Here is an 18,886-nt window from a genome sequence, read left to right as displayed (position 1 = left end):
TCCAGCCCCCGTAGCAACTCGCTACTCGACACAAATCGTAACGTGTTCTAATCTCTGTTAAGCGGTCAGCTCGCGCTCATCGCAGTCCAAATTTCTTGGGAGGCATTTCCGTGACATCCATTGAACAGCGTGACGTTCAGGCGGTTCTGGCCGGCATCGACGAACTGCTGCCGACGCTGCGCGAGCGTGCGCAGGAGACCGAGGATCTGCGCAAGCTGCCCGACGCCAACGTCAAGGCGCTGGAGGAGGTCGGTTTCTTCAAGCTGCTCCAGCCCGAGCAGTGGGGCGGCCTGCAGTGCGATCCGACGCTTTTCTACGAGGCGGTCCGGCGCCTGGCCAGTGCCTGCGGTTCCACCGGCTGGGTAGCCGGCATCATCGGCGTGCACAACTGGCACCTGGCGCTGTTCGACCAGCAGGCTCAGCAAGACGTCTGGGGTGAGGACACCGCGGTGCGGATCTCGTCCTCGTACGCCCCGATGGGTGCCGGTGTCGTCACCGAGACCGGCGACGGCTACATCGTCAACGGCGCGTGGAATTGGTCCTCGGGTTGTGACCACGCCACCTGGGCCTTCCTGGGCGGACCGGTGATCAAAGATGGCCGGCCGGTCGACTTCGGCAGCTTCCTGATCCCGCGCACCGACTACGAGATCGACGACGTCTGGCATGTCGTCGGCCTGCGCGGCACCGGCAGCAACACCGTCGTGGTCAAGGACGTGTTCGTGCCCAAGCACCGCTTCCTGTCCTACAAGGCGATGAACGACGGCACCGCCGGCGGTTATCAGACCAACACCGCCCCGGTGTACAAGATGCCTTGGGGCACAATCCATCCCACCACCATCTCGGCGCCCATCGTCGGCATGGCCTACGGCGCCTACGACGCCCACGTCGAGCACCAGGGCAAGCGAGTGCGCGCAGCCTTCGCCGGTGAGAAGGCCAAGGACGATCCGTTCGCCAAGATCCGGATCGCCGAGGCGGCCAGCGACATCGACGCCGCCTGGCGTCAACTGTCGGGCAACGTCGCCGACGAGTACACCCTGCTGTCGGCCGGCAAGGAGATCCCGTTCGAGCTGCGGGCCCGGGCCCGTCGCGACCAGGTGCGCGCCACCGGCCGTGCGATCGCCTCGATCGACCGGCTCTTCGAGGCCTCCGGTGCCACCGCGCTGGCCAATGACGCTCCGGTGCAGCGCTTCTGGCGTGACGCGCACGCCGGCCGGGTGCACGCCGCCAACGACCCCGAGCGCGCCTACCTGATCTTCGGCAACAACGAGTTCGGCCTGCCCCCGGCCGACACGATGGTCTGATCTGACGGTCTGACGATGACTGCTACGCAAGAGATCACGTTCGAATCCACCTCCCGCTACGCCGATGTGCAGGCCGGCGAGCTGGCCATGCGGTTGCACTACCACGAGGCCGGCGACCCGACGGCGCAGACGATCGTGCTGCTGCACGGCGGCGGGCCGGGCGCCTCGAGCTGGTCGAACTTCGGCCGCAACATCGCGGTGCTGGCCGAGAAGTACCACGTGCTCGCCATCGATCAGCCGGGTTACGGCCTGTCGGACAAGCACACCGAGCACGAGCAGTACAACCGCTACAGCGCCAAGGCGGTGCTGGGCCTGCTCGACAAGCTGGAAATCACGGGACGGGTTCCGCTGCTGGGTAACTCGCTCGGCGGCGGCACCGCGGTGCGCTTCGCGCTGGACTACCCGGACCGGGCCGGCAAGCTCATCTTGATGGGCCCGGGCGGGTTGAGCGTGAACTTGTTCGCGCCGGACCCGACCGAGGGCGTCAAGGCGCTGGCCAAGTTCAACTTCGAACCGACCCGGGAGAACCTCGAGGCGTTCATCCGGATCATGGTGTTCGACCAGAAGCTGGTCACCCCGGAGCTGGTCGACGAGCGGTTCGCGATCGCCAGCACTCCCGAGTCGCTGGCCGCCACGCGTGCCATGGGCAAGTCGTTCGCCGGTCCGGATTTCGAGCTCGGCATGATGTGGCGCGAGGTGTACAAGCTGCGCCAGCCGGTGCTGCTGATCTGGGGCCGGGAGGACCGCGTCAATCCGCTCGACGGCGCGTTGGTCGCGGTCAAGCAGATTCCACGGGTGCAGCTGCACGTTTTCGGGCAGTGTGGGCACTGGGCTCAGGTCGAGAAGTTCGACGAGTTCAACAAGCTCACCATCGATTTCCTGGGAGGCTGATCCATGAGCATCAAGGCACTCGGCTACATGCGCATCGAGGCCACCGACGTGGCGGCGTGGCGCGAGTTCGGGCTGAAGGTTTTGGGCATGGTGGAGGGCGACGGGGCCACCCCCGGTGCGCTCTACCTGCGGATGGATGACTTTGCCGCCCGTCTGGTGATCGTGCCCGGTGAGCAGGACCGGCTGTTGGTCTCCGGCTGGGAGGTCGCCGACGCGCCGGCACTGCAGAGCCTGCGGGAGAGCCTGTCCAAGGCGGGCGTCGACTTCGTCGAGGGCACCCGGGACGAGATCCGCGAGCGCCGGGTCGAGGGGCTGATCCGGTTCTCCGATCCGGCCGGCAACGTGCTGGAGGCGTTCTACGGCGCGCAATACCTGGGACGCCGGTTCGTCAGCCCGTATGGTCACAAGTTCGTCACCGCCGAGCAGGGCCTGGGGCACGTGGTGCTGACCTGTGACGACGACGCCGCCGCGCAGGCGTTCTACCAGGATGTGCTGGGCTTCAAGCTTCGCGATTCGATGCAGTTGCCGCCGCAGCTCGCGGGTCGTCCGGCCGACGGCGATCCGGTGTGGCTGCGCTTCTACGGCTGCAACCCGCGTCACCACGCGCTGGCCTTCATGCCGATGCCCAACCCGACGGGCATCGTGCACCTGATGGTCGAGGTGGAGAACTCCGACGACGTGGGCTTGTGCCTGGACCGGGCCAATCGCCGCAAGGTCAAGATGTCGGCCACCCTGGGCCGGCACATCAACGACAAGATGCTGTCCTTCTACATGAAGACCCCCGGCGGTTTCGACATGGAATTCGGTTGTGAGGGCCTGGAGGTCGAGGACGAGAACTGGGTCGCGCGGGAGAGTGTCGGCGTGAGCCTGTGGGGCCACGACTTCTCTGTGGGATTCAAGTAGGCATGTCCACCACCGAGATCGACCCGCGCTCGTTCCGGAATGTGCTCGGCCAGTTCTGTACTGGCGTCACGGTGATCACCACCGTGCACGAGGACGTGCCGATCGGCTTCGCCTGCCAGTCGTTCGCGGCGCTGTCGCTCGACCCGCCACTGGTGCTGTTCTGCCCCACCAAGCAGTCCCGCGCCTGGCAGGCCATCGAGGCCAGCGGGAAGTTCTGTGTGAACATGCTGCACGAAAACCAGCAGCACGTGTCGGCGCAGTTCGGTTCCAAGGCGCCGGACAAGTTCGCCGGAATCGACTGGACGGCATCGGAACTGGGCTCACCGATCATCGACGGCACACTGGCGCACATCGACTGCACCGTGCACTCGGTGCACGATGGCGGCGACCACTTTGTGGTGTTCGGCGCGGTGCATTCGCTGTCCGAAGGTTCCGCCGACGAGCGCTCGCGCGAGGAGCATCGAACACAGCGCAAGCCCCGGCCGCTGCTGTTCTACCGCGGCGAGTACACCGGGATCGAGCCGGACAAGAACACCCCGGCGCAGTGGCGCGACGATCTGGAAGCGTTCCTCACCACCACCACGTCCGACACCTGGCTCTAGGTTTCCATCTGCCTGAAGACCGGGCCCCTTCCATTCGGAGGGGGCCCGCTCTGTGTTCTGCGGTACCGCCTGTCGTGATTCGCCAGCCGTTCAGAGTTAACTTACGTGTGCGAAAATGAGGTTAGGTTTCCCTATTGATTCTTAGGCTACACTCAGCTAATTTTTGATTGTTCCTCAGTCAAATATCAGCTTTCAGGAGAACCTGTGCACCAACCTGTTCCCGAGCCCAGCCCTGTCTCAGCGGTGAGTCGGCGAGATAAGTTCCTCCTCGGCGGCGTTGCCGTGCTGAGCGTCGGCGCCATCGCCGTGACGCCAGTCGCGCCGAACACGGTGGCCACCCAACAGGCCGCTCAGGCCAAGACCCTGGCCTACGATCTGACCGCGGCGATGGATGCCACCGCTTCACCGCTGGAGGTGTACGGCGCGCTGATCGAGAACACGGTGACCAACCTCGAGGGACTCGGCGGTGCTCTGCTGGCCAACCCGGCGCCGTTGCTGCGCCAGGTGCTGGAGAACCAGCAGGGTTATGCCGAGACAACTGTCGGGGCTTTCACTGGCATTCCGGCGGCGATCGAGAGGTGGTACAACGGCGACGACGGCAAGGTGCTCTTGGACGCGGCGCAGGCCAAGCTGAGCGACGGCGACATTGCGGGCGCTTACCAAGACTTCAACAAGTCGCTGCTGTACGGGTTGGGCACAGGTCTGAGCGCCCCACTGCGGGCGCCCGGGTTCATCTTCTCGGGTGTGCCGCGCGGTGAGACCGAATACATTGCCGGAATCCCCGAGCAGATCGCGCAGAACTTCACCAATCTGATCGGTGCGAGTCTCAGCACTGATGCGCTGGCCGAAGTGTTCCAGGGCGTGTTCGCCCCGATCAGCGGCGCGGTGTTCGAGCTTTCCCGAATTGCCGATGCGATCGGCACGAGCATCGGCGAGGGAGACATCCCCGCGGTCGTCAACGCCCTGGTGAACACCCCGGGCGTCGTGGCCAACGCGGTCCTCAATGGATTCGACTACGGCGACGAAGATCCGGGGCACACCGAATGGGCGGGTCTGATCCGCTACACCCCCGTGCGCGACAGGACGCATGTCAACGGTCTGGTGCAGAGCGTGCTGATCAACATCCCGAAGGCTCTCGCCGGCGCTATTGACAACACCCCCGAGGTCGAGGCTCCTGAGGAAGACGGGGTCAGCCCGCAGACGAAGCGCACGGTCGTCTCGGCTCAGCGGTTGTCCGCTGACTTCGCCGCGCCGAAGGCCGCGATCGAGACGCCGATCAAGTCGGCGGCACCGGTCGAACTGACGGACGAGTCCGAATTGACCAGCGGTTCTGTGGAGCACGACGGGTCGGACGCCAAGGCTCTCTCGGTTGAGCAGGCGGCGACTGGTGAGGCGCAGGGGAACGCTGACAAGGGCAAGCCGTCGATCTCGGAGCGGATCAAGGACCGGATCAACGAGGCGAAAGAAGCCAGGGTAAAGGCCAAGGAAGACCGGCAGGCCAAGATCAAGCAGGCCAAGGAAGACCGGCAGGCCAAGGTCAAGGAGTCGAAGGCCAAGACCAAGGAGTCCAAGGCAAAGCCGGCCAAGTCCGGTAAGTCCAAAGGGGGCTCCGACTCCTAAGTAGCACGCCACGTAACTGGGCCCCATCCGTCAGGGTGGGGCCCAGTCGTGTCCGGGCACTTACCGGCCGTTTCGTCCGCCGGCCGCCCCTGCCGTTGATCGGTCGATCAAATCAGCTCTTGACTACGGGAATGTTCGATGCAATGTTTGATCGATCGATCAAATTTGAGGAAGGGATGGTTATGGCAGGCAGAGTCGAGGGCAAGGTTGCCTTTGTGACAGGCGCGGCGCGTGGACAGGGCCGCAGTCACGCCTTGCGGTTGGCGCAGGAGGGTGCGGACATCATCGCGGTCGACGTGTGCGCTCCGGTCACCGATACCAGCGCGATCCCGGCGTCAACCCCGGATGACCTGGCGCAGACTGCCGACCTGGTCAAGGGTCTCAACCGGCGGATCGTCACTGCAGAGGTCGATGTGCGTGATTTCGACGCGCTCAAGGCGGCCGTCGACAGCGGCGTCGAGCAGTTGGGCCGGCTCGACATCGTGGTGGCCAACGCGGGTATCGGCAACGGCGGCGACGTCCTGCACGAGACCAAAGAGTCCGACTGGGACGACATGATCGGCGTCAACCTGTCCGGCGTCTGGAAATCGGTGAAAGCCGCAGTGCCGCACATTCTTTCCGGTGGGAAGGGCGGCTCGATCGTGCTGACCAGCTCGGTCGGCGGGCTCAAGGCCTACCCGCACACCGGCCACTACATCGCGGCCAAGCATGGCGTGATCGGTCTGATGCGCAGCTTCGCGGTGGAACTGGGCCAGCACTCGATTCGGGTCAACGCGGTGTGCCCGACGAACGTCAACACCCCGATGTTCATGAACGACGGCACGATGAAGTTGTTCCGTCCCGACCTGGAGAACCCGGGGCCCGACGATATGGCAGTGGTGGCCCAGCTCATGCACGTGCTTCCGGTGGGCTGGGTTGAGCCGGTGGACATCAGCAACGCGGTGCTGTTCTTGGCTTCCGACGAGGCGCGTTACGTCACCGGTCTGCCGGTCACGGTGGACGCGGGCAGCATGCTCAAGTAGCGGGCTGCCCGGTGCCGAATCGGCGCAGGAACCGTTCGACGAAGGCGCGGAACTCGGCGTGGCCCTCGGTCACGCCGACCGCCTCTTCGTTGCACAGGCTGCGGGCGGACTGGGTGAGCAGCATCGACATCACCACCGGTGGAAACTCCTCCATGTCCACGCCGTGCGAGCGCAAAACCCCGGCCACTGCGGCGGTTTCGATGTCGCGGACCCGTTCGGAGTAGGCCTTGAGTTCGGCGCCGAGCGCCTTGCGGTGGTTGGCCAGTGCCATGAACTCGGTGTTCAGTCCGGTGGCCCGGGAGTCGGAGTTGATCAGCCACAGTGCGCGCAGTGGATCGTCGGTGGTGAGTGCGTCACGCATCCGCTCGAGGGCGGCATCGGCCCCGGATTGCAGAACCGCGACGAACAGGTCGTCGAGGGTGTCGAAGTAGTAGTAGACCAGCGCCGAGCGCACGCCGGCCACCGCGGCGATCCGCCGGGTGGTGGCCGCGGCATACCCCTCGTCGCGAATGACCTGGGCGGTCGCCTCGATCAGCCGTTGGCGGGTGCCGGCGTCCTTCTCCTTGGACTGTCGGGCCTGGCGGGGTGTGGCCATATCAGTGCGCCATCCGAAAACCGTTGCCCAACAACGGATACGACGTGCTGGTCAAAGTCCTTGACCGTCGATCGTCAGGGGTGGTAAGCATGAGCCATCCTAACGGTTTGATCGATTGATCAAATTTGGAACTGAGGAAAGAGATGCCCGAAGACATGAGCGCAGTTGGGGTCGAGGTGGATGCCGGCCTGTGTGAGGGCCACGCACTGTGCATCCAACTTGCCCCCGAGGTATTCGATCTGTCCGACGACGAGGTGGCCGGCGCTGCCCCGCCGCCCGGGCCGTGGGATCAACATACCCGCGAGGCCATCAAATCTGCCGTCGACGCCTGCCCGCGTCAGGCGATCAGCCTGATCAACACCAGCACGAAAGGCCAGTGAGCCATGACCGATTTCGCCTCCGTCGATTACTTCACCGATCCGGCCGTCGCCCAGGATCCCTACGAGTACTACGAATACCTGCGCAGCAACGGGCCGGTGTTCACCGAACCGCATCACGGTGTGGTGGCGGTGACCGGGTACGCCGAAGTGATGGCGGCCTTCAAAGACCATGCCTCGTTTTCCGCGGTGAACGCCATCGGCGGCCCGTTCCCGCCGTTGCCCTTCGAACCCGAGGGCGACGACATCAGCGAGCAGATCGAGGCGCACCGCCACGAGTTCCCGATCCACGAGCACATGGTGGTGATGGATCCCCCGCAGCATGAGCGGGCCCGTTCCCTGCTGAGCCGGTTGCTGACGCCGCGTCGGCTCAAGGAGAACGAGGACTACATGTGGCAGCTGGCCGACCGCCAGCTCGACGAGTTCATCGCGCCCGCTGGTTTGACTGGTAAGTGCGAATTCCTGTCGGAATACGCCAAGCCGTTCGCCACCCTTGCCATCACCGATCTGCTCGGGGTCCCGGAGGAGGACCGCGCCGAGTTCCGGTTGAAGCTGGGGGCCGGCCGGCAGCCCGGCAGCCGGGTGGGTGCGCTCGACGGGGAACCGGTGGGCCTCAACCCGCTGGAGTACCTCGACGACAAGTTCAGTGGGTACATCGCACAGCGCCGCGAACATCCGCGCGACGACGTGCTCGGCGGCATGGCCGCCGCGACCTACCCGGACGGATCGATCCCGGAGGTGCTCGAGGTGGTGCGCCCGGCGACGTTCCTGTTCGCCGCGGGTCAGGAGACGGTGACCAAACTGCTCAGCGCCGCAGTGCAGACGCTGGGGGATCGGCCCGAATTCCAGCAGCAACTGCGCGAGAACCCGGACCAGATCCCGGCTTTCATGGAAGAGGCGCTGCGGATACAGAGCCCCACCAAGATCGACTTCCGGCTGTGCCGCAAGTCCACGACGCTCGGTGGCGTACCGATCAAGGCCGGCACGGTGTTGATGCTGTGTCTGGGCGCGGCCAACCGCGATCCGCGCAAGTTCGAGAATCCTGACCAGTTCCATATCGATCGGCCGAATGTGCGTGAGCACATCGCCTTTGGGCGCGGTATCCACACTTGTGCCGGGGCTCCGCTGGCCCGGGTCGAAGGTCAGATCACCGTGGCCCGGATGCTGGACCGGATGCGGGATATCGCCATCGACGAGTCGGCACACGGTCCGGCCGCGCAGCGCAACTATGCCTACGAGCCGACGTTCCTGTTGCGTGGCCTCACCGAGCTGCACATCACGTTCACGCCGGTCCGGGGCTGACCCGATCTCGACCGTGACGGCCTGACTTCCCGGACAGCGTGGTCCGGGAAGTCACCGCACGGCGATCCGGATGTTCTTCACCTGCTGGAACTCCTGCAGGCCTTCTCGGCCACCGGTGCGCCCAGAGCCGCTCTGCTTGTAGCCGCCGTAGGGGCCTTGGGGAGAGATATCACTGAACTGGTTGATCCACACCGACCCGGATTCCAGCTGGCGAGCCACCCGATGCGCACGGTTCAGATCCGTCGTGTGGACGAAGGCGTTCAATCCGTACGGTGTGTCGTTTGCGACCCGGACGGCCTCGTCCTCGTCGCGAAACCGCATGACCGACACCACCGGGCCGAAGGTTTCCAGCTGGGCGAGTTCCGAGGTGTTATCCACGCCACCGAATACCGTCGGCTCGATGTAGTAGCCGTTGGCCAGGTCCGCGGGAAGCCGCTCACTGCCGACCCGGTTGCCGCCGAGCAGCAGTTCACCTACCCCGCCGGATACCGCTGTATTGATCGCATCAAGGACCCGGTCGGCGGAGGCCTGGCTGATCACCGGTCCGAATGTGGTCGAGGAATCCATCGGGTCACCGATGCGGGCCCCGCTCACCACCTCGATGAACTGCTGAACGAATTCGTCGTAGACCGTGTCGTGGACGAGAATCCGGCTCGCGCATGCGCAGCTCTGCCCCGATTGCATGAGCGGACCTTGGTGAGCTGACAGCGTGGCGGCGAGGCTGAGATCCGCATCGGCGAATATGAGGTTGGCCGATTTGCCGCCCAGCTCGGTCACCACCGGCGTGAGATTGGTTGCGGCAGCCTGTAATACCTTGCGTGCGGTCGCACCGCCACCGGTGAACGCGATCTTGCCGACACCACGATGACGCACCAGAGCCTCGCTGCCCTCGGCGTCCGCAGGAACGACGGTCACCAGACCCTCGGGCAGCCCGGCCTCCAAGCACAATTCACCGAAACGTAGCGCCGCGAACGGCGCGAGCTCTGAGGGCTTGAGTACCACGGCGTTTCCTGCGGCAAGTGCCGGTGCAACGCACGACCCGGCAACCACCAGGGCGCCGTTCCATGGGGTGATGACGGCGATGACACCGTAGGGTTCGCGCTCGACGAGGTTGATGTCGAACGATCCGTTGACCGGCGTGGTTACCCCATGTGGCTTGTCGGCGTAGCCCGCGAAATGCCGCAGGAAGCGTTCGAGCAGTACCGCATTGCCTGCGAACGAAATCGGCACGGCATAGTCGGCCACGTTGAGTGCGGCGAGCTCGTCGAGATGCTCGTGCACCACGTCGGCCAAGCGGATCATCAGGTCCCGGCGCCGGTCTACGGTTAGCGAGGCCCACTCCCGCTGCGCTTTCGCGGCCAGTTGGACAGCGTCATCGACCTCGGCTGTACCTGCCAGCGACACAGTCCCGTTCGGCTGCCCAGTCGCGGGGTAGATGTGCTCGAACGTCATGCCTCGGCTTCCCATTCTTCGAGCACCCGCTGCTTCTGCTCGCCGATCACCTGGTTGAGGTTCGCCGCCTTGGGCCAGCCGTAGTAGGCCGCGAAATGCAGTGCCAGCTCATCCATTTCCTCGAAGGAGACGTCGCGGCTCTTGAGGGCGGCGTAGACATGGCTGAGGATCGGCAGCGGCGCATCCTGAAAGGCCACACAGGCCACCGTCACCAGGCGTCGTTCCTTCATGCCGAGTCCGGGCCGCAGCCACATCTCTCCGAAGACGAAGTTGAGGATGCCCGCCCCGGAGTACGGGTTGTCTCGGGTCGGGGCGAACGGGATGCAGTTGATCTCCCGGAAGGACTGCTCGCCGCAGACCAATCGTTCCTCCGGGTCGCTCGGCGTGGGGAGCGGCAGCAGCGGTTCGGGTGCGGGCGGGGTGAGCCCCCGTTCCCGGTGGATCCGGTCCCACTGCTCGTCGACCATGATGTTGAACCGAGACGCCTTGGGCCAGCCGGCATAGACAGCGAAATGCAGGACTGTTTCCCGCATTTCGACGATCGACACGTCGCCGCTGTTCAGGGCGGCGTAGACGTGGTCGCGCAACGGTTCTTCGGCGTCGGCGGCCGCGACGCAGGCCAGCGTGACGAACCGCCGGTCCCGACGCGACAGTGTCGGCCGCGTCCACACCTCGGCGAAGACGAAGTCGAGTAATGCTGAGCTCGCAGCGGTGTTGTCGTCCGGCGCCGCGAACGTCATCACCTCGGCGAACTCGCGCCTGCCCCGCTCGGCCCGGGTGTCGGAGGCGGTCATCGGATCGTGGCTCCCGCGTCGACCTTGAACTCCAGCCCGGTGACGTGCCGGGCCTCGTCGGAGATCAGGAACAGCACCGCGTTGCTGATGTCGAGGGCCTCGGTCATCTGGATCGGGAGTGCGTTCTGGAAGATCGCCCCCAGGTCCTGGCGGGACTGGTGGATCAGGGTGTGCAGGGTGTCCGGCCGCAGCCCGGTGGCGACACCGGTGGGATGCACGGTGTTGACCCGGACATTCACTGCGGCAAGCTCATTGGCCAGGGCACGGCTGAGGCCCACCACACCGTGTTTGGATGCTGTGTAGGGCGTGTGCAGCGGTGAGCCCTTGATCCCGGCCACCGAGCTGACGTTGATCAGGCTGCCGCCGCGCTCCACCAGGTGTGGCAGTGCGGCGCGGCAGGTGTTCCAGGTGCCGATCAGGTTGACATCGACGACGGTGCGCCACTGCTCGGCGGTGGTGGTGTCCCAGGTGCCTGCGGTCAGCACGCCGGCGTTGGCCACCGAGGCCTCCAGCCCGCCCAGCTTGTCGACGCCGTCGGCCACCGCCGCGCTCAACGCTTCGCCGTCGCGCACGTCGACCACATACGGCACGGCCTGGCGGCCCAATTCGCGGACCAGACGGGCGGTTTCGTCCAGTTCGTCACGGGTGGCGAGGGGATATTCCACCTCGGGCAGGGATTCGCAGATGTCGACGAGGATCACGTCGGCGCCCTCTTCGGCCAGGCGTACGGCGTGGCTTCGGCCCATACCGCGTGCTGCGCCGGTGATCAGCACGCGCTTGCCGGTGACGCGCCCCATCAGAGTTTGTTGGTGAAGCCGGCGTCGACGGGGAGGGTGACCCCAGTGACGTATTTGGCAGCGTCGGAGACCAGGTAACTGATCGTCGCGCTGATGTCCTCGGGCTCCAGCAGTGAGACCGGCATCGGGTTCTGCAGGTGCGGACCGCCGTCGGGGTAGTTTTCCAGGAACGCCGTCATGGCCGGGTTGACGGCCATCATGGTGTTCACCGCGGTGGGGTGCACGGTGTTGACCCGGATGCTGTGTGGGGCAAGGGCGTTGGACAGGGTACGCATCAGTCCGACGATGCCGTGCTTGGACGCCGCATAGCCCAGGCCGCCGCCCTGCATGCCGCCGAAGCCGCGCAGTCCGGCGGTGGAACTGGTGAACACGATCGACCCGCCGCGTCCGCCTGCGATGAGGTGGGGGATGGCGGCCTTGGCGGTGTGGAACGAGCCGACCAGGTTGACGCCGACCGCATCGGACCACATCTCGAGGTCTTCTTCGATGGTCACTTCACGAAACGCGGTCGGGGCGACGCCGGCATTGGCGAGCACGATGTCCAGTCGACCGAACTGCTCGACGCCCGCATCGAGTGCGCTCTTGACGGCGTGGAAGTCGCGCACGTCAGCGACCGATCCGAGCATCTTGCCGCCGGCCGCTTCGACCAGGGCGACGGTCTCGTCGAGCTCGTTGCGGCCGGCCATCGGGTACGGGTTGGATGCGATATTTGCGCAGATGTCCACCCCGATGATGGCCGCGCCTTCGCCGGCGAGCGTCACCGCGTGGCTGCGGCCCTGGCCACGTGCCACCCCGGTGATAAAAGCGACTTTGCCGTCCAGATTCCCCACTGATCCTCGATTCGTCGAATGGGTGTAACCGTGTTACAGCGGTACGGTAACGTGGTTACTCTCCGGCGGCAAGGGTGTTTTCGAAGTGGCAGATGAGCGTGATCGGATCCTCGACATCGTCGTGGAGATCCTCGAGTCCGAGGGCTATGAGGCCGTGCAACTGCGGGAGGTGGCGCGTCGGGCCAAGACCTCGCTGGCCACGATCTACAAGCGCTACTCCACCCGCGACGAGCTGATCCTGGCTGCGCTCGATTCCTGGATGGCGGAGAACCGGTATTCGGGGGTGGCCGGTCAGACGCGTGCACCGGGGGAGTCGCTGTACGAGGCGCTGATGCGGATGTTCCGCACCATCTTCGAGCCCTGGGAGAAGCACCCCGACATGCTCAGGGCCTACTCGCGGGCCCGGGCCGCGCCCGGTGGGGACCGTCTGGTGCGCCGCGGCCTCGACGCTGTGGTGCCTGCGGGCCTGTCCATCCTGTCCGGGGTCGACGAGGAGTTCGTGCACGACCTCGACGCCATCCTGATGAACCTGGTCTTCGGGCTGGTCGGGCGTTTCACCGCGGGCGAGATCGACATCACCGAGATCCTGCCCAGCCTCGACCGGACGGTCTACTGGCTCACCGCCGGATATGACGCCGCACGTTAGCCGATCTGCGCGTCGATGAACTTCACGATGGCCGCCGCCACCTCACGGTGCACGGATTCGTTGAGAATGTCGTGACGGCTGCCGGCAAACTCCTTGTACTGCAGGGGTTCTATCTGTTCGGCATACGCCTTGACGGCGCCGGCCGCTGCGATGACGTCGGCCGAACCGTGCAGCGCCAGGGTGGGCACGGTGAGCCCGGGTAGTTCTGCGCCGAATCGGTCCCAGGCCCGGTCCAGCTCGCGGGTGAGCGCCACTCCGTCGGCGTCGACGAAGGCCAGCGGGTCGTTCTGTAGGGAGTCGAGGTAGAACGGGTCCGACGAGAGCCAGGTCGGATCCAGGTCCAATGCGGTGTCGGTATCGAGCATTTCGGGGATCGGCACCAACGGCGCACCGGAAATGATGCCGGCCCGGTAGCGGGTGGGTTCGCCGAGCAGCCGGAACAGCGTGACCACCGAACCGAACGAATGTCCTTGCGCCACCAGCGGTATGGCCGGGGTGTCGCGTTCGGCGAGGGCGGTGAGCGCCTCGGCCAGCGCCGAGCTGTCCTCGATGCTGCCGAAATCACCCCGGGCGCCCGGGCTCAGGCCATGGCCGAACTGGTCGACGGCCCACAGGTCGATGCCTGCGGCGTTGAGGGCGAAACCGTAGCGGTGGTACAGCCCGGTGTGCTCACCGAAGCCATGCAGGAAGACCACTGCGGCCCGGGGCGCTTCAGCGGCCCAGTGCCGGTAGTACGCCCGCCCGCGGTCGTGCTCGAGGAATGGCATGCCCACCACTGCAGCAATATCGGGGCCGAACCGCAAGCAGGTGGCTCATCGCTTCCGTTTGAGCCGCTGACCGAGGGTGTGTGCGGCCAGCAGGAGGGTCTCTCCGAGTGCCGCCTGGCGCTGGGCGCCGAAGCGGATCTCCACCCCGGTCAGGCTCAATGCCCACATGGGTCGACCGAGCTCGTTGAACACCGCCGCGCCGATCCCCCAACTGCCCTCGACGACCAGCCCCGGGTTGACCGAGTAGCCCTTGATCCGGGTCTGTTCGACGCGCCGTCGCAGCTGGGCGGACGAGTGGGTGTCGCCCCAATCCGCGGTCAGGTCAACATGTTCCAGATACGCCGTCACCTCTGCGTCCGGTAGGTGCGCCAGCATGACGATGCCTGCCGAGGCGACGCCGAGGGGAAACCTCTTGCCGGGGTACAGCACGTGGGAGCGCAGCGGGAAGCTGCCTTCCTCGGCCGCGACACAAACCGATTCGTCGCCGCGACGGGCGGACAGGAAGGCACTCTCTCCCGTATCGCGAGCCAACTCGCGCAGGATGTCGGAGGCCAGCGGCGCCGCGTCGTAGCGCGCTGCCGCCACCGAACCGAGCAGATAGACCTCGGGGCCCAGGAACCACAGCCCGGTGTCGGACGCGCGATCGACGAGGCCTTCGTCGGCCAGCGCGGTGAGCATCCGGTGCGCCGTGGCCCTCGGCATGCCGGTGGTGCGGGCGAGCACCGTCGTGGTGATCCCGTCCGACCGCGCGTCGGCGAGGGCGCGCAGGATCGCCGCAGCCCGCGTGATCACCGGGGTACCGGGCCCGACTTCGGTCACAGCCTCGACTCTAGCGTCCACTCAGTGGACGTCGGCGTCGCGGGACGTCACCTGAGCGGACACAACGTCGCCGATCAACCACCAGGCCTTGCGCTCACCAGCCCTTCGGTGATGTCCTCGGCTGGGAAAGTCATCCACTGAGCAGACGCAGGAGCATCGAGCATGGCCGGTAAGAAGGTGACTGATGTCCACGAGGCGGTCGCGGACATCGGTGACGGCGCAACCCTCGCGGTCGGAGGTTTCGGACTGTGCGGGATTCCCGACAGTCTGATCCAGGCGGTGGCTGACGCCGGCGTAGGTGACCTGTCGGTGTTCTCCAACAACTGTGGCGTCGACGGCGTGGGGCTGGGCGTGCTGCTCGGCCTCGGACGTATCCGCCGGGTGACCGCCTCCTACGTCGGCGAGAACAAGGAATTCGCCCGGCAGTATCTCTCCGGTGAACTCGAAGTCGAACTCACTCCGCAGGGCACCCTGGCCGAGCGGCTGCGCGCCGGCGGAGCCGGCATCCCGGCGTTCTACACGCCGGCCGGTGTCGGCACCCTGGTCGCCGACGGTGGGCTGCCGTGGAAGTACGCGGCCGACGGAACGGTCGCGGTCGCGTCCCCGGCCAAGGAGACCCGTGAGTTCGACGGCCGGCGCTATGTGCTCGAAACCGGCATCCGGGCCGATTTCGCGTTGGTGCACGCCGCCGTCGGCGACACCCAGGGCAACCTGGTCTTCGACAAAACCGCGATGAACTTCAACCCACTGGTCGCCATGGCCGGCCGGATCACCATCGCCGAGGTCGAAAAACTGGTGGAGCCCGGCGAATTGGATCCCGAAGCTGTCCATCTGCCCGGGGTGTTCGTCCAGCGGATCATCGAGACGGGACCGCAGGAACAACGTATCGAGAAGCGCACGGTGCGCGAGGAGACGGAGGTGCCGGCATGACGGATTCGGTGATCACCAAAGGCTGGACCCGTGCGCAGATGGCCGCCCGCGCGGCCCGCGAGCTGTCCGACGGGCAGTACGTCAACCTCGGAATCGGCCTGCCCACACTGATTCCCGGCTATCTCGACCGCGACGTGCACGTGACCCTGCACTCGGAGAACGGCATCCTTGGCACCGGCCCGTACCCGACGCCTGAGGAGATCGATGCCAACCTGATCAACGCCGGCAAGGAGACGGTCACAGTGCTGCCCGGTGCCGCGTTCTTCGATTCGGCGTTGTCGTTCGGCATGATTCGTGGCGGCCACATCGATGTCGCCGTCCTTGGCGGGATGCAGGTCTCCCGGTTCGGTGACCTCGCCAACTGGATGGTCCCGGGAAAGATGGTCAAGGGCATGGGCGGGGCGATGGACCTCGTGCACGGCGCCGGGCGGGTCATCGTCCTGATGGAACATGTCGACAAGTCGGGGCAGCCGAAGATCCTGGACAGCTGCACGCTGCCGCTGACCGGAGAGCGCGTGGTGCATCGCATCATCACCGATCTGGCGGTCATCGACATCCCCGGTGACGGCACCCTGACCCTGGTCGAGACGGCGCCCGAGGTCACCTTCGAGGAGGTTCAGGCAGCCACCGGGGCGCCGTTGGTCAGGGGCTAGTTACCGGGGACGCCGCGGCGACCTGCATACTCACACACCATGTGTGCTGCCGATCACAACACAACGGACGGTCTCGCTGGGCACTTACCGACCACTGGCCTGAAGCGCGTCGTCGCCGCCTCGATGGCCGGCACCGTCGTGGAGTGGTACGAGTTCTTCCTGTACGGCACCGCGGCCACCCTGGTGTTCAACAAGATTTTCTTCGCCCAGGCCGGCAGTGATCTCGATGCCATCCTGGCCGCCTTCGTCACCTACGCGGTGGGTTTCGTGGCCCGGCCGTTGGGCGGCATCGTGTTCGGGCACTTCGGCGACAAGTACGGCCGTAAGAAGCTGCTGCAGTTCTCGCTGCTGCTGGTCGGTGTGGCCACGTTCCTGATGGGCTGCCTGCCCACGTTCGACCAGATCGGGTACTGGGCGCCCACGTTGCTGGTGGTATTGCGTTTCCTGCAGGGATTCGCCGTCGGCGGCGAATGGGGTGGCGCGGTGCTGCTGGTGGCCGAGCACAGCCCGAACCGCAGCCGCGGGTTCTGGGCGAGCTGGCCGCAGGCCGGCGTTCCGGTCGGCAACATGCTGGCCACCGTGGTGCTGCTGGTGCTGACCGCCAGGCTGTCGGAGGCGGAGTTCCTGTCGTGGGGCTGGCGGGTGGCGTTCTGGCTGTCGGCAGTGGTGGTGCTGATCGGCTACTACATCCGCACCAAGGTGACCGATGCGCCGATCTTCGTTGCCGCGCAACAGGAAGCCGAACAGATCAGAGCGTCGGCGTTCAGCGCCATCGAGGTTTTGAAGCGGTACCCGCGCGGAGTGGTCACCGCGATGGGGCTGCGCTTCGCCGAGAACATCATGTACTACCTGGTGGTCACGTTCTCCATCACGTATCTCAAGATTCAGGCGCACGCTGACACCGGTTCGATCCTGCGTTGGCTGCTGGTCGCACACGCCGTGCACTTCATCGCGATCCCGTTGGTGGGCATGCTGTCGGACCGCGTGGGCAGGCGGCCGGTCTACCTCGCCGGGGTGCTCGGCACCGGCGCCTGGGGGTTCTTCGCCTTCCCGATGATGGACAGCGCCGACAACCTGGTGATCATGACGGCGATCGTGCTCGGGTTGGTGTTCCATGCCCTGATGTACGCCCCACAGCCGGCCCTGATGTCCGAGATGTTCCCCACCCGGATGCGCTATTCCGGTGTCTCCCTTGGCTATCAGGTGACGGCAATCGTGGCCGGGTCGCTGGCCCCGATCATTGCGGTGTGGCTGTTGGAGAGGTATGACTCATCGGTGCCGATTGCGATCTACCTGGCCCTGGCCGCGCTCGTGACCTTGATCGCGTTGGCGTTCGCCCGGGAGACCAAAGGGCTGGACCTGACGCAGATCGACGCCGACGACGTCGCGCGAGCCTCAGCCTGACGGCGTTCAGCCCAGCCACGAACCGATTCGGCGCAGCGCCTCTTCGATGTCGCTGGTCGGGCCGGCGAACGACAGTCGGACGTAGGAGCCGCCCCGCACGGTGTCGAAGTCGATGCCCGGAGCAATGGCAACCCCGGTGTCGGCCAGCAGCTTTGAGCACCAGACCAAGGAGTCGTCGGTGTACTGGCTGACGTCGGCGTACACGTAGAAGGCGCCGTCGGTCGGGGCCAGTCGATCGATGCCGATGCCGCGCAGGCCGTCCAGCAGCAGCGCCCGGTTGTCGCCGTAATGCGACAGCAGGCCTTCGGCCTCGGCCAGCGCTTCGGGCGTGAATGCCGCCACCGCGGCGTGCTGGGCCAGCGCGGGCGGGCAGATGGTGAAGTTGCCGGTGAGCCGGTCGACCGCGCGCTGCAGTTCGGTCGGCACCAGCAACCAGCCCAGCCGCCAGCCGGTCATCGCGAAGTACTTCGAGAAGCTGTTCACCACCACGGCATTTCGTGATGTCTGCCAGGCGCAGCTGGTCTCCGGCGCACCAGGGTAGACCAGGCCGTGGTAGACCTCGTCGCTGATGAGCCGGACGCCGGAAGCGTCACACCAGGTCGCGATCGCAGCGAGCTCGTCGGGCGGAATGACAGTGCCGGTCGGGTTGGCCGGGCTGGCGACGATCACCCCGGCCACCGGGGGATCGAGCGCCTCGAGCATCGCGACCGTCGGCTGGAACCGGGTCTCGGGCCCGCAGGGCATCTCGACCACCTCGCAGCCCAGCGCGGTGAGGATGTTGCGGTAACAGGGGTAGCCGGGACTGGCGATCGCCACCCGGTCGCCGGCGTCGAAGCAGGCCAGGAAGGTCAGCAGGAATCCGCCGGATGACCCGGTGGTGAGTACCACTTCGTCGACGCTCACCTCGACGTCGTACTTGCGGTAGGACGCGGCGATCTCGGCACGCAGCTCGGGGATGCCGAGTGCGACGGTGTAGCCGAGTGCGCCCTGGTTCAGCGCGGCCACGGCGGCGTCGCGCACCGCCGTCGGCGCTCCGGCGCTGGGTTGACCGGCCGAGAGATTGACCAAGTCGCCGTGTGTGCGTTGGCGTTCGGCCGCGGCCAGCCACACGTCCATGACGTGAAACGGCGGAATCCCGGCTCGCAGTGCGACGTGATCGGTCATCAAAGTGAGGTTAGCAA

General features: G+C 66.0%; 20 protein-coding genes. 12 read left to right on the top strand and 8 right to left on the bottom strand.

What is annotated here, in order from left to right; translation table 11 throughout:
• Nucleotides 1-110 precede the first annotated feature (110 nt).
• From hsaA to FR943_RS23605, 6 genes are all read left to right on the top strand, one after another.
• Entirely contained in the window at nucleotides 111-1,301 is a 1,191-nt protein-coding gene (gene hsaA, locus FR943_RS23630) for a 3-hydroxy-9,10-secoandrosta-1,3,5(10)-triene-9,17-dione monooxygenase oxygenase subunit (RefSeq protein WP_217160719.1), read from the top strand.
• Nucleotides 1,302-1,316: 15 nt separating this feature from the next.
• Nucleotides 1,317-2,192 carry a 4,5:9,10-diseco-3-hydroxy-5,9,17-trioxoandrosta-1(10),2-diene-4-oate hydrolase gene (gene hsaD / locus FR943_RS23625; RefSeq protein WP_217160718.1) on the top strand — a complete coding sequence of 292 codons (876 nt, stop codon included), beginning with the start codon at nucleotides 1,317-1,319 and terminating at the stop codon, nucleotides 2,190-2,192.
• Nucleotides 2,193-2,195: 3 nt separating this feature from the next.
• Nucleotides 2,196-3,095 (top strand): iron-dependent extradiol dioxygenase HsaC, encoded by a 900-nt coding sequence (gene hsaC / locus FR943_RS23620; RefSeq protein ID WP_217160717.1) that lies wholly within the window; start codon nucleotides 2,196-2,198, stop codon nucleotides 3,093-3,095.
• Between the two features lie 2 nt (nucleotides 3,096-3,097).
• Entirely contained in the window at nucleotides 3,098-3,697 is a 600-nt protein-coding gene (gene hsaB, locus FR943_RS23615; RefSeq protein ID WP_217160716.1) for a 3-hydroxy-9,10-secoandrosta-1,3,5(10)-triene-9,17-dione monooxygenase reductase subunit, read from the top strand.
• Nucleotides 3,698-3,940: 243 nt separating this feature from the next.
• Nucleotides 3,941-5,317 carry a hypothetical protein gene (locus FR943_RS23610; RefSeq protein ID WP_217160715.1) on the top strand — a complete coding sequence of 459 codons (1,377 nt, stop codon included), beginning with the start codon at nucleotides 3,941-3,943 and terminating at the stop codon, nucleotides 5,315-5,317.
• A 182-nt stretch (nucleotides 5,318-5,499) separates the two neighbouring features.
• Nucleotides 5,500-6,339, top strand: coding sequence for a mycofactocin-coupled SDR family oxidoreductase (locus FR943_RS23605; protein WP_217160714.1), 840 nt, complete (start codon nucleotides 5,500-5,502; stop codon nucleotides 6,337-6,339).
• On the opposite strand, the gene FR943_RS23600 is transcribed toward FR943_RS23605, so the two are convergent.
• Nucleotides 6,332-6,934, bottom strand: coding sequence for a TetR/AcrR family transcriptional regulator (locus FR943_RS23600; protein WP_217160713.1), 603 nt, complete (start codon nucleotides 6,932-6,934; stop codon nucleotides 6,332-6,334). The two genes, FR943_RS23605 and FR943_RS23600, sit on opposite strands and share 8 nt — an antisense overlap.
• A gap of 155 nt (nucleotides 6,935-7,089) precedes the next feature.
• Here FR943_RS23600 and FR943_RS23595 point away from each other — a divergent pair, with 155 nt between their 5' ends.
• Together FR943_RS23595 and FR943_RS23590 are read left to right on the top strand one after the other, a co-directional pair.
• Entirely contained in the window at nucleotides 7,090-7,314 is a 225-nt protein-coding gene (locus FR943_RS23595) for a ferredoxin (protein ID WP_217160712.1), read from the top strand.
• A 3-nt stretch (nucleotides 7,315-7,317) separates the two neighbouring features.
• Nucleotides 7,318-8,613 (top strand): cytochrome P450, encoded by a 1,296-nt coding sequence (locus tag FR943_RS23590; RefSeq protein WP_217160711.1) that lies wholly within the window; start codon nucleotides 7,318-7,320, stop codon nucleotides 8,611-8,613.
• A 51-nt stretch (nucleotides 8,614-8,664) separates the two neighbouring features.
• On the opposite strand, the gene FR943_RS23585 is transcribed toward FR943_RS23590, so the two are convergent.
• Genes FR943_RS23585 through FR943_RS23570 form a run of 4 tightly spaced genes read right to left on the bottom strand, consistent with a single transcriptional unit; the run spans nucleotide 8,665 to nucleotide 12,486 of the window.
• The gene (locus tag FR943_RS23585) at nucleotides 8,665-10,065 is read right to left on the bottom strand and encodes an aldehyde dehydrogenase family protein (protein ID WP_217160710.1); all 1,401 of its coding nucleotides are present in this window, start codon (nucleotides 10,063-10,065) and stop codon (nucleotides 8,665-8,667) included.
• Nucleotides 10,062-10,859: a carboxymuconolactone decarboxylase family protein gene (locus FR943_RS23580; RefSeq protein ID WP_217160709.1), complete on the bottom strand. Its 798-nt coding sequence runs from the start codon at nucleotides 10,857-10,859 to the stop codon at nucleotides 10,062-10,064. Before FR943_RS23580 ends, FR943_RS23585 begins: the two co-directional genes overlap by 4 nt.
• Nucleotides 10,856-11,656: a mycofactocin-coupled SDR family oxidoreductase gene (locus FR943_RS23575; protein WP_217160708.1), complete on the bottom strand. Its 801-nt coding sequence runs from the start codon at nucleotides 11,654-11,656 to the stop codon at nucleotides 10,856-10,858. Before FR943_RS23575 ends, FR943_RS23580 begins: the two co-directional genes overlap by 4 nt.
• On the bottom strand, nucleotides 11,656-12,486 hold the full coding sequence (locus tag FR943_RS23570) for a mycofactocin-coupled SDR family oxidoreductase (protein ID WP_217160707.1): 831 nt from the start codon (nucleotides 12,484-12,486) through the stop codon (nucleotides 11,656-11,658). Before FR943_RS23570 ends, FR943_RS23575 begins: the two co-directional genes overlap by 1 nt.
• 85 nt (nucleotides 12,487-12,571) lie before the next feature.
• Between FR943_RS23570 and FR943_RS23565 the strand changes: the two genes are divergently transcribed.
• The gene (locus FR943_RS23565) at nucleotides 12,572-13,132 is read left to right on the top strand and encodes a TetR/AcrR family transcriptional regulator (RefSeq protein ID WP_217160706.1); all 561 of its coding nucleotides are present in this window, start codon (nucleotides 12,572-12,574) and stop codon (nucleotides 13,130-13,132) included.
• On the opposite strand, the gene FR943_RS23560 is transcribed toward FR943_RS23565, so the two are convergent.
• Both FR943_RS23560 and FR943_RS23555 read right to left on the bottom strand, forming a co-directional pair.
• Complete coding sequence (locus FR943_RS23560; protein WP_217160705.1) at nucleotides 13,129-13,899, bottom strand: alpha/beta fold hydrolase; 771 nt, start codon at nucleotides 13,897-13,899, stop codon at nucleotides 13,129-13,131. The genes FR943_RS23565 and FR943_RS23560 overlap by 4 nt on opposite strands.
• Nucleotides 13,900-13,944: 45 nt before the next feature.
• Complete coding sequence (locus tag FR943_RS23555) at nucleotides 13,945-14,718, bottom strand: IclR family transcriptional regulator (RefSeq protein ID WP_217160704.1); 774 nt, start codon at nucleotides 14,716-14,718, stop codon at nucleotides 13,945-13,947.
• A 162-nt stretch (nucleotides 14,719-14,880) separates the two neighbouring features.
• Here FR943_RS23555 and FR943_RS23550 point away from each other — a divergent pair, with 162 nt between their 5' ends.
• The 3 genes from FR943_RS23550 to FR943_RS23540 are packed head-to-tail and all read left to right on the top strand — an operon-like array spanning nucleotide 14,881 to nucleotide 17,705.
• Nucleotides 14,881-15,648 carry a CoA transferase subunit A gene (locus FR943_RS23550; protein ID WP_217160703.1) on the top strand — a complete coding sequence of 256 codons (768 nt, stop codon included), beginning with the start codon at nucleotides 14,881-14,883 and terminating at the stop codon, nucleotides 15,646-15,648.
• Entirely contained in the window at nucleotides 15,645-16,301 is a 657-nt protein-coding gene (locus FR943_RS23545) for a 3-oxoacid CoA-transferase subunit B (RefSeq protein ID WP_217160702.1), read from the top strand. Before FR943_RS23550 ends, FR943_RS23545 begins: the two co-directional genes overlap by 4 nt.
• 39 nt (nucleotides 16,302-16,340) lie before the next feature.
• Entirely contained in the window at nucleotides 16,341-17,705 is a 1,365-nt protein-coding gene (locus tag FR943_RS23540) for an MFS transporter (protein WP_217160701.1), read from the top strand.
• Nucleotides 17,706-17,711: 6 nt separating this feature from the next.
• Here FR943_RS23540 and FR943_RS23535 read toward each other — a convergent pair whose 3' ends face one another.
• On the bottom strand, nucleotides 17,712-18,869 hold the full coding sequence (locus FR943_RS23535; RefSeq protein WP_217160700.1) for a pyridoxal phosphate-dependent aminotransferase: 1,158 nt from the start codon (nucleotides 18,867-18,869) through the stop codon (nucleotides 17,712-17,714).
• Between the last annotated feature and the right edge of the window lie 17 nt (nucleotides 18,870-18,886).

The organism is [Mycobacterium] fortunisiensis (genome assembly GCF_019050325.1).
Lineage (GTDB): Bacteria > Actinomycetota > Actinomycetes > Mycobacteriales > Mycobacteriaceae > Mycobacterium > Mycobacterium fortunisiensis.
This window is presented reverse-complemented; position numbering and strand designations above follow the sequence as displayed.

Excerpts from the sequence above, each read along its gene's own strand:
- FR943_RS23540 (WP_217160701.1), top strand. The coding sequence starts at position 16,341 with ATGTGTGCTGCCGATCACAACACAACGGACGGTCTCGCTGGGCACTTA.
- FR943_RS23560 (WP_217160705.1), bottom strand. The coding sequence starts at position 13,899 with ATGCCATTCCTCGAGCACGACCGCGGGCGGGCGTACTACCGGCACTGG.
- FR943_RS23580 (WP_217160709.1), bottom strand. The coding sequence starts at position 10,859 with ATGACCGCCTCCGACACCCGGGCCGAGCGGGGCAGGCGCGAGTTCGCC.
- hsaB (WP_217160716.1), top strand. The coding sequence starts at position 3,098 with ATGTCCACCACCGAGATCGACCCGCGCTCGTTCCGGAATGTGCTCGGC.
- FR943_RS23585 (WP_217160710.1), bottom strand. The coding sequence starts at position 10,065 with ATGACGTTCGAGCACATCTACCCCGCGACTGGGCAGCCGAACGGGACT.
- FR943_RS23605 (WP_217160714.1), top strand. The coding sequence starts at position 5,500 with ATGGCAGGCAGAGTCGAGGGCAAGGTTGCCTTTGTGACAGGCGCGGCG.
- FR943_RS23600 (WP_217160713.1), bottom strand. The coding sequence starts at position 6,934 with ATGGCCACACCCCGCCAGGCCCGACAGTCCAAGGAGAAGGACGCCGGC.
- FR943_RS23535 (WP_217160700.1), bottom strand. The coding sequence starts at position 18,869 with ATGACCGATCACGTCGCACTGCGAGCCGGGATTCCGCCGTTTCACGTC.
- FR943_RS23590 (WP_217160711.1), top strand. The coding sequence starts at position 7,318 with ATGACCGATTTCGCCTCCGTCGATTACTTCACCGATCCGGCCGTCGCC.
- FR943_RS23575 (WP_217160708.1), bottom strand. The coding sequence starts at position 11,656 with ATGGGGCGCGTCACCGGCAAGCGCGTGCTGATCACCGGCGCAGCACGC.
- FR943_RS23550 (WP_217160703.1), top strand. The coding sequence starts at position 14,881 with ATGGCCGGTAAGAAGGTGACTGATGTCCACGAGGCGGTCGCGGACATC.
- hsaC (WP_217160717.1), top strand. The coding sequence starts at position 2,196 with ATGAGCATCAAGGCACTCGGCTACATGCGCATCGAGGCCACCGACGTG.
- hsaD (WP_217160718.1), top strand. The coding sequence starts at position 1,317 with ATGACTGCTACGCAAGAGATCACGTTCGAATCCACCTCCCGCTACGCC.
- FR943_RS23595 (WP_217160712.1), top strand. The coding sequence starts at position 7,090 with ATGAGCGCAGTTGGGGTCGAGGTGGATGCCGGCCTGTGTGAGGGCCAC.
- FR943_RS23545 (WP_217160702.1), top strand. The coding sequence starts at position 15,645 with ATGACGGATTCGGTGATCACCAAAGGCTGGACCCGTGCGCAGATGGCC.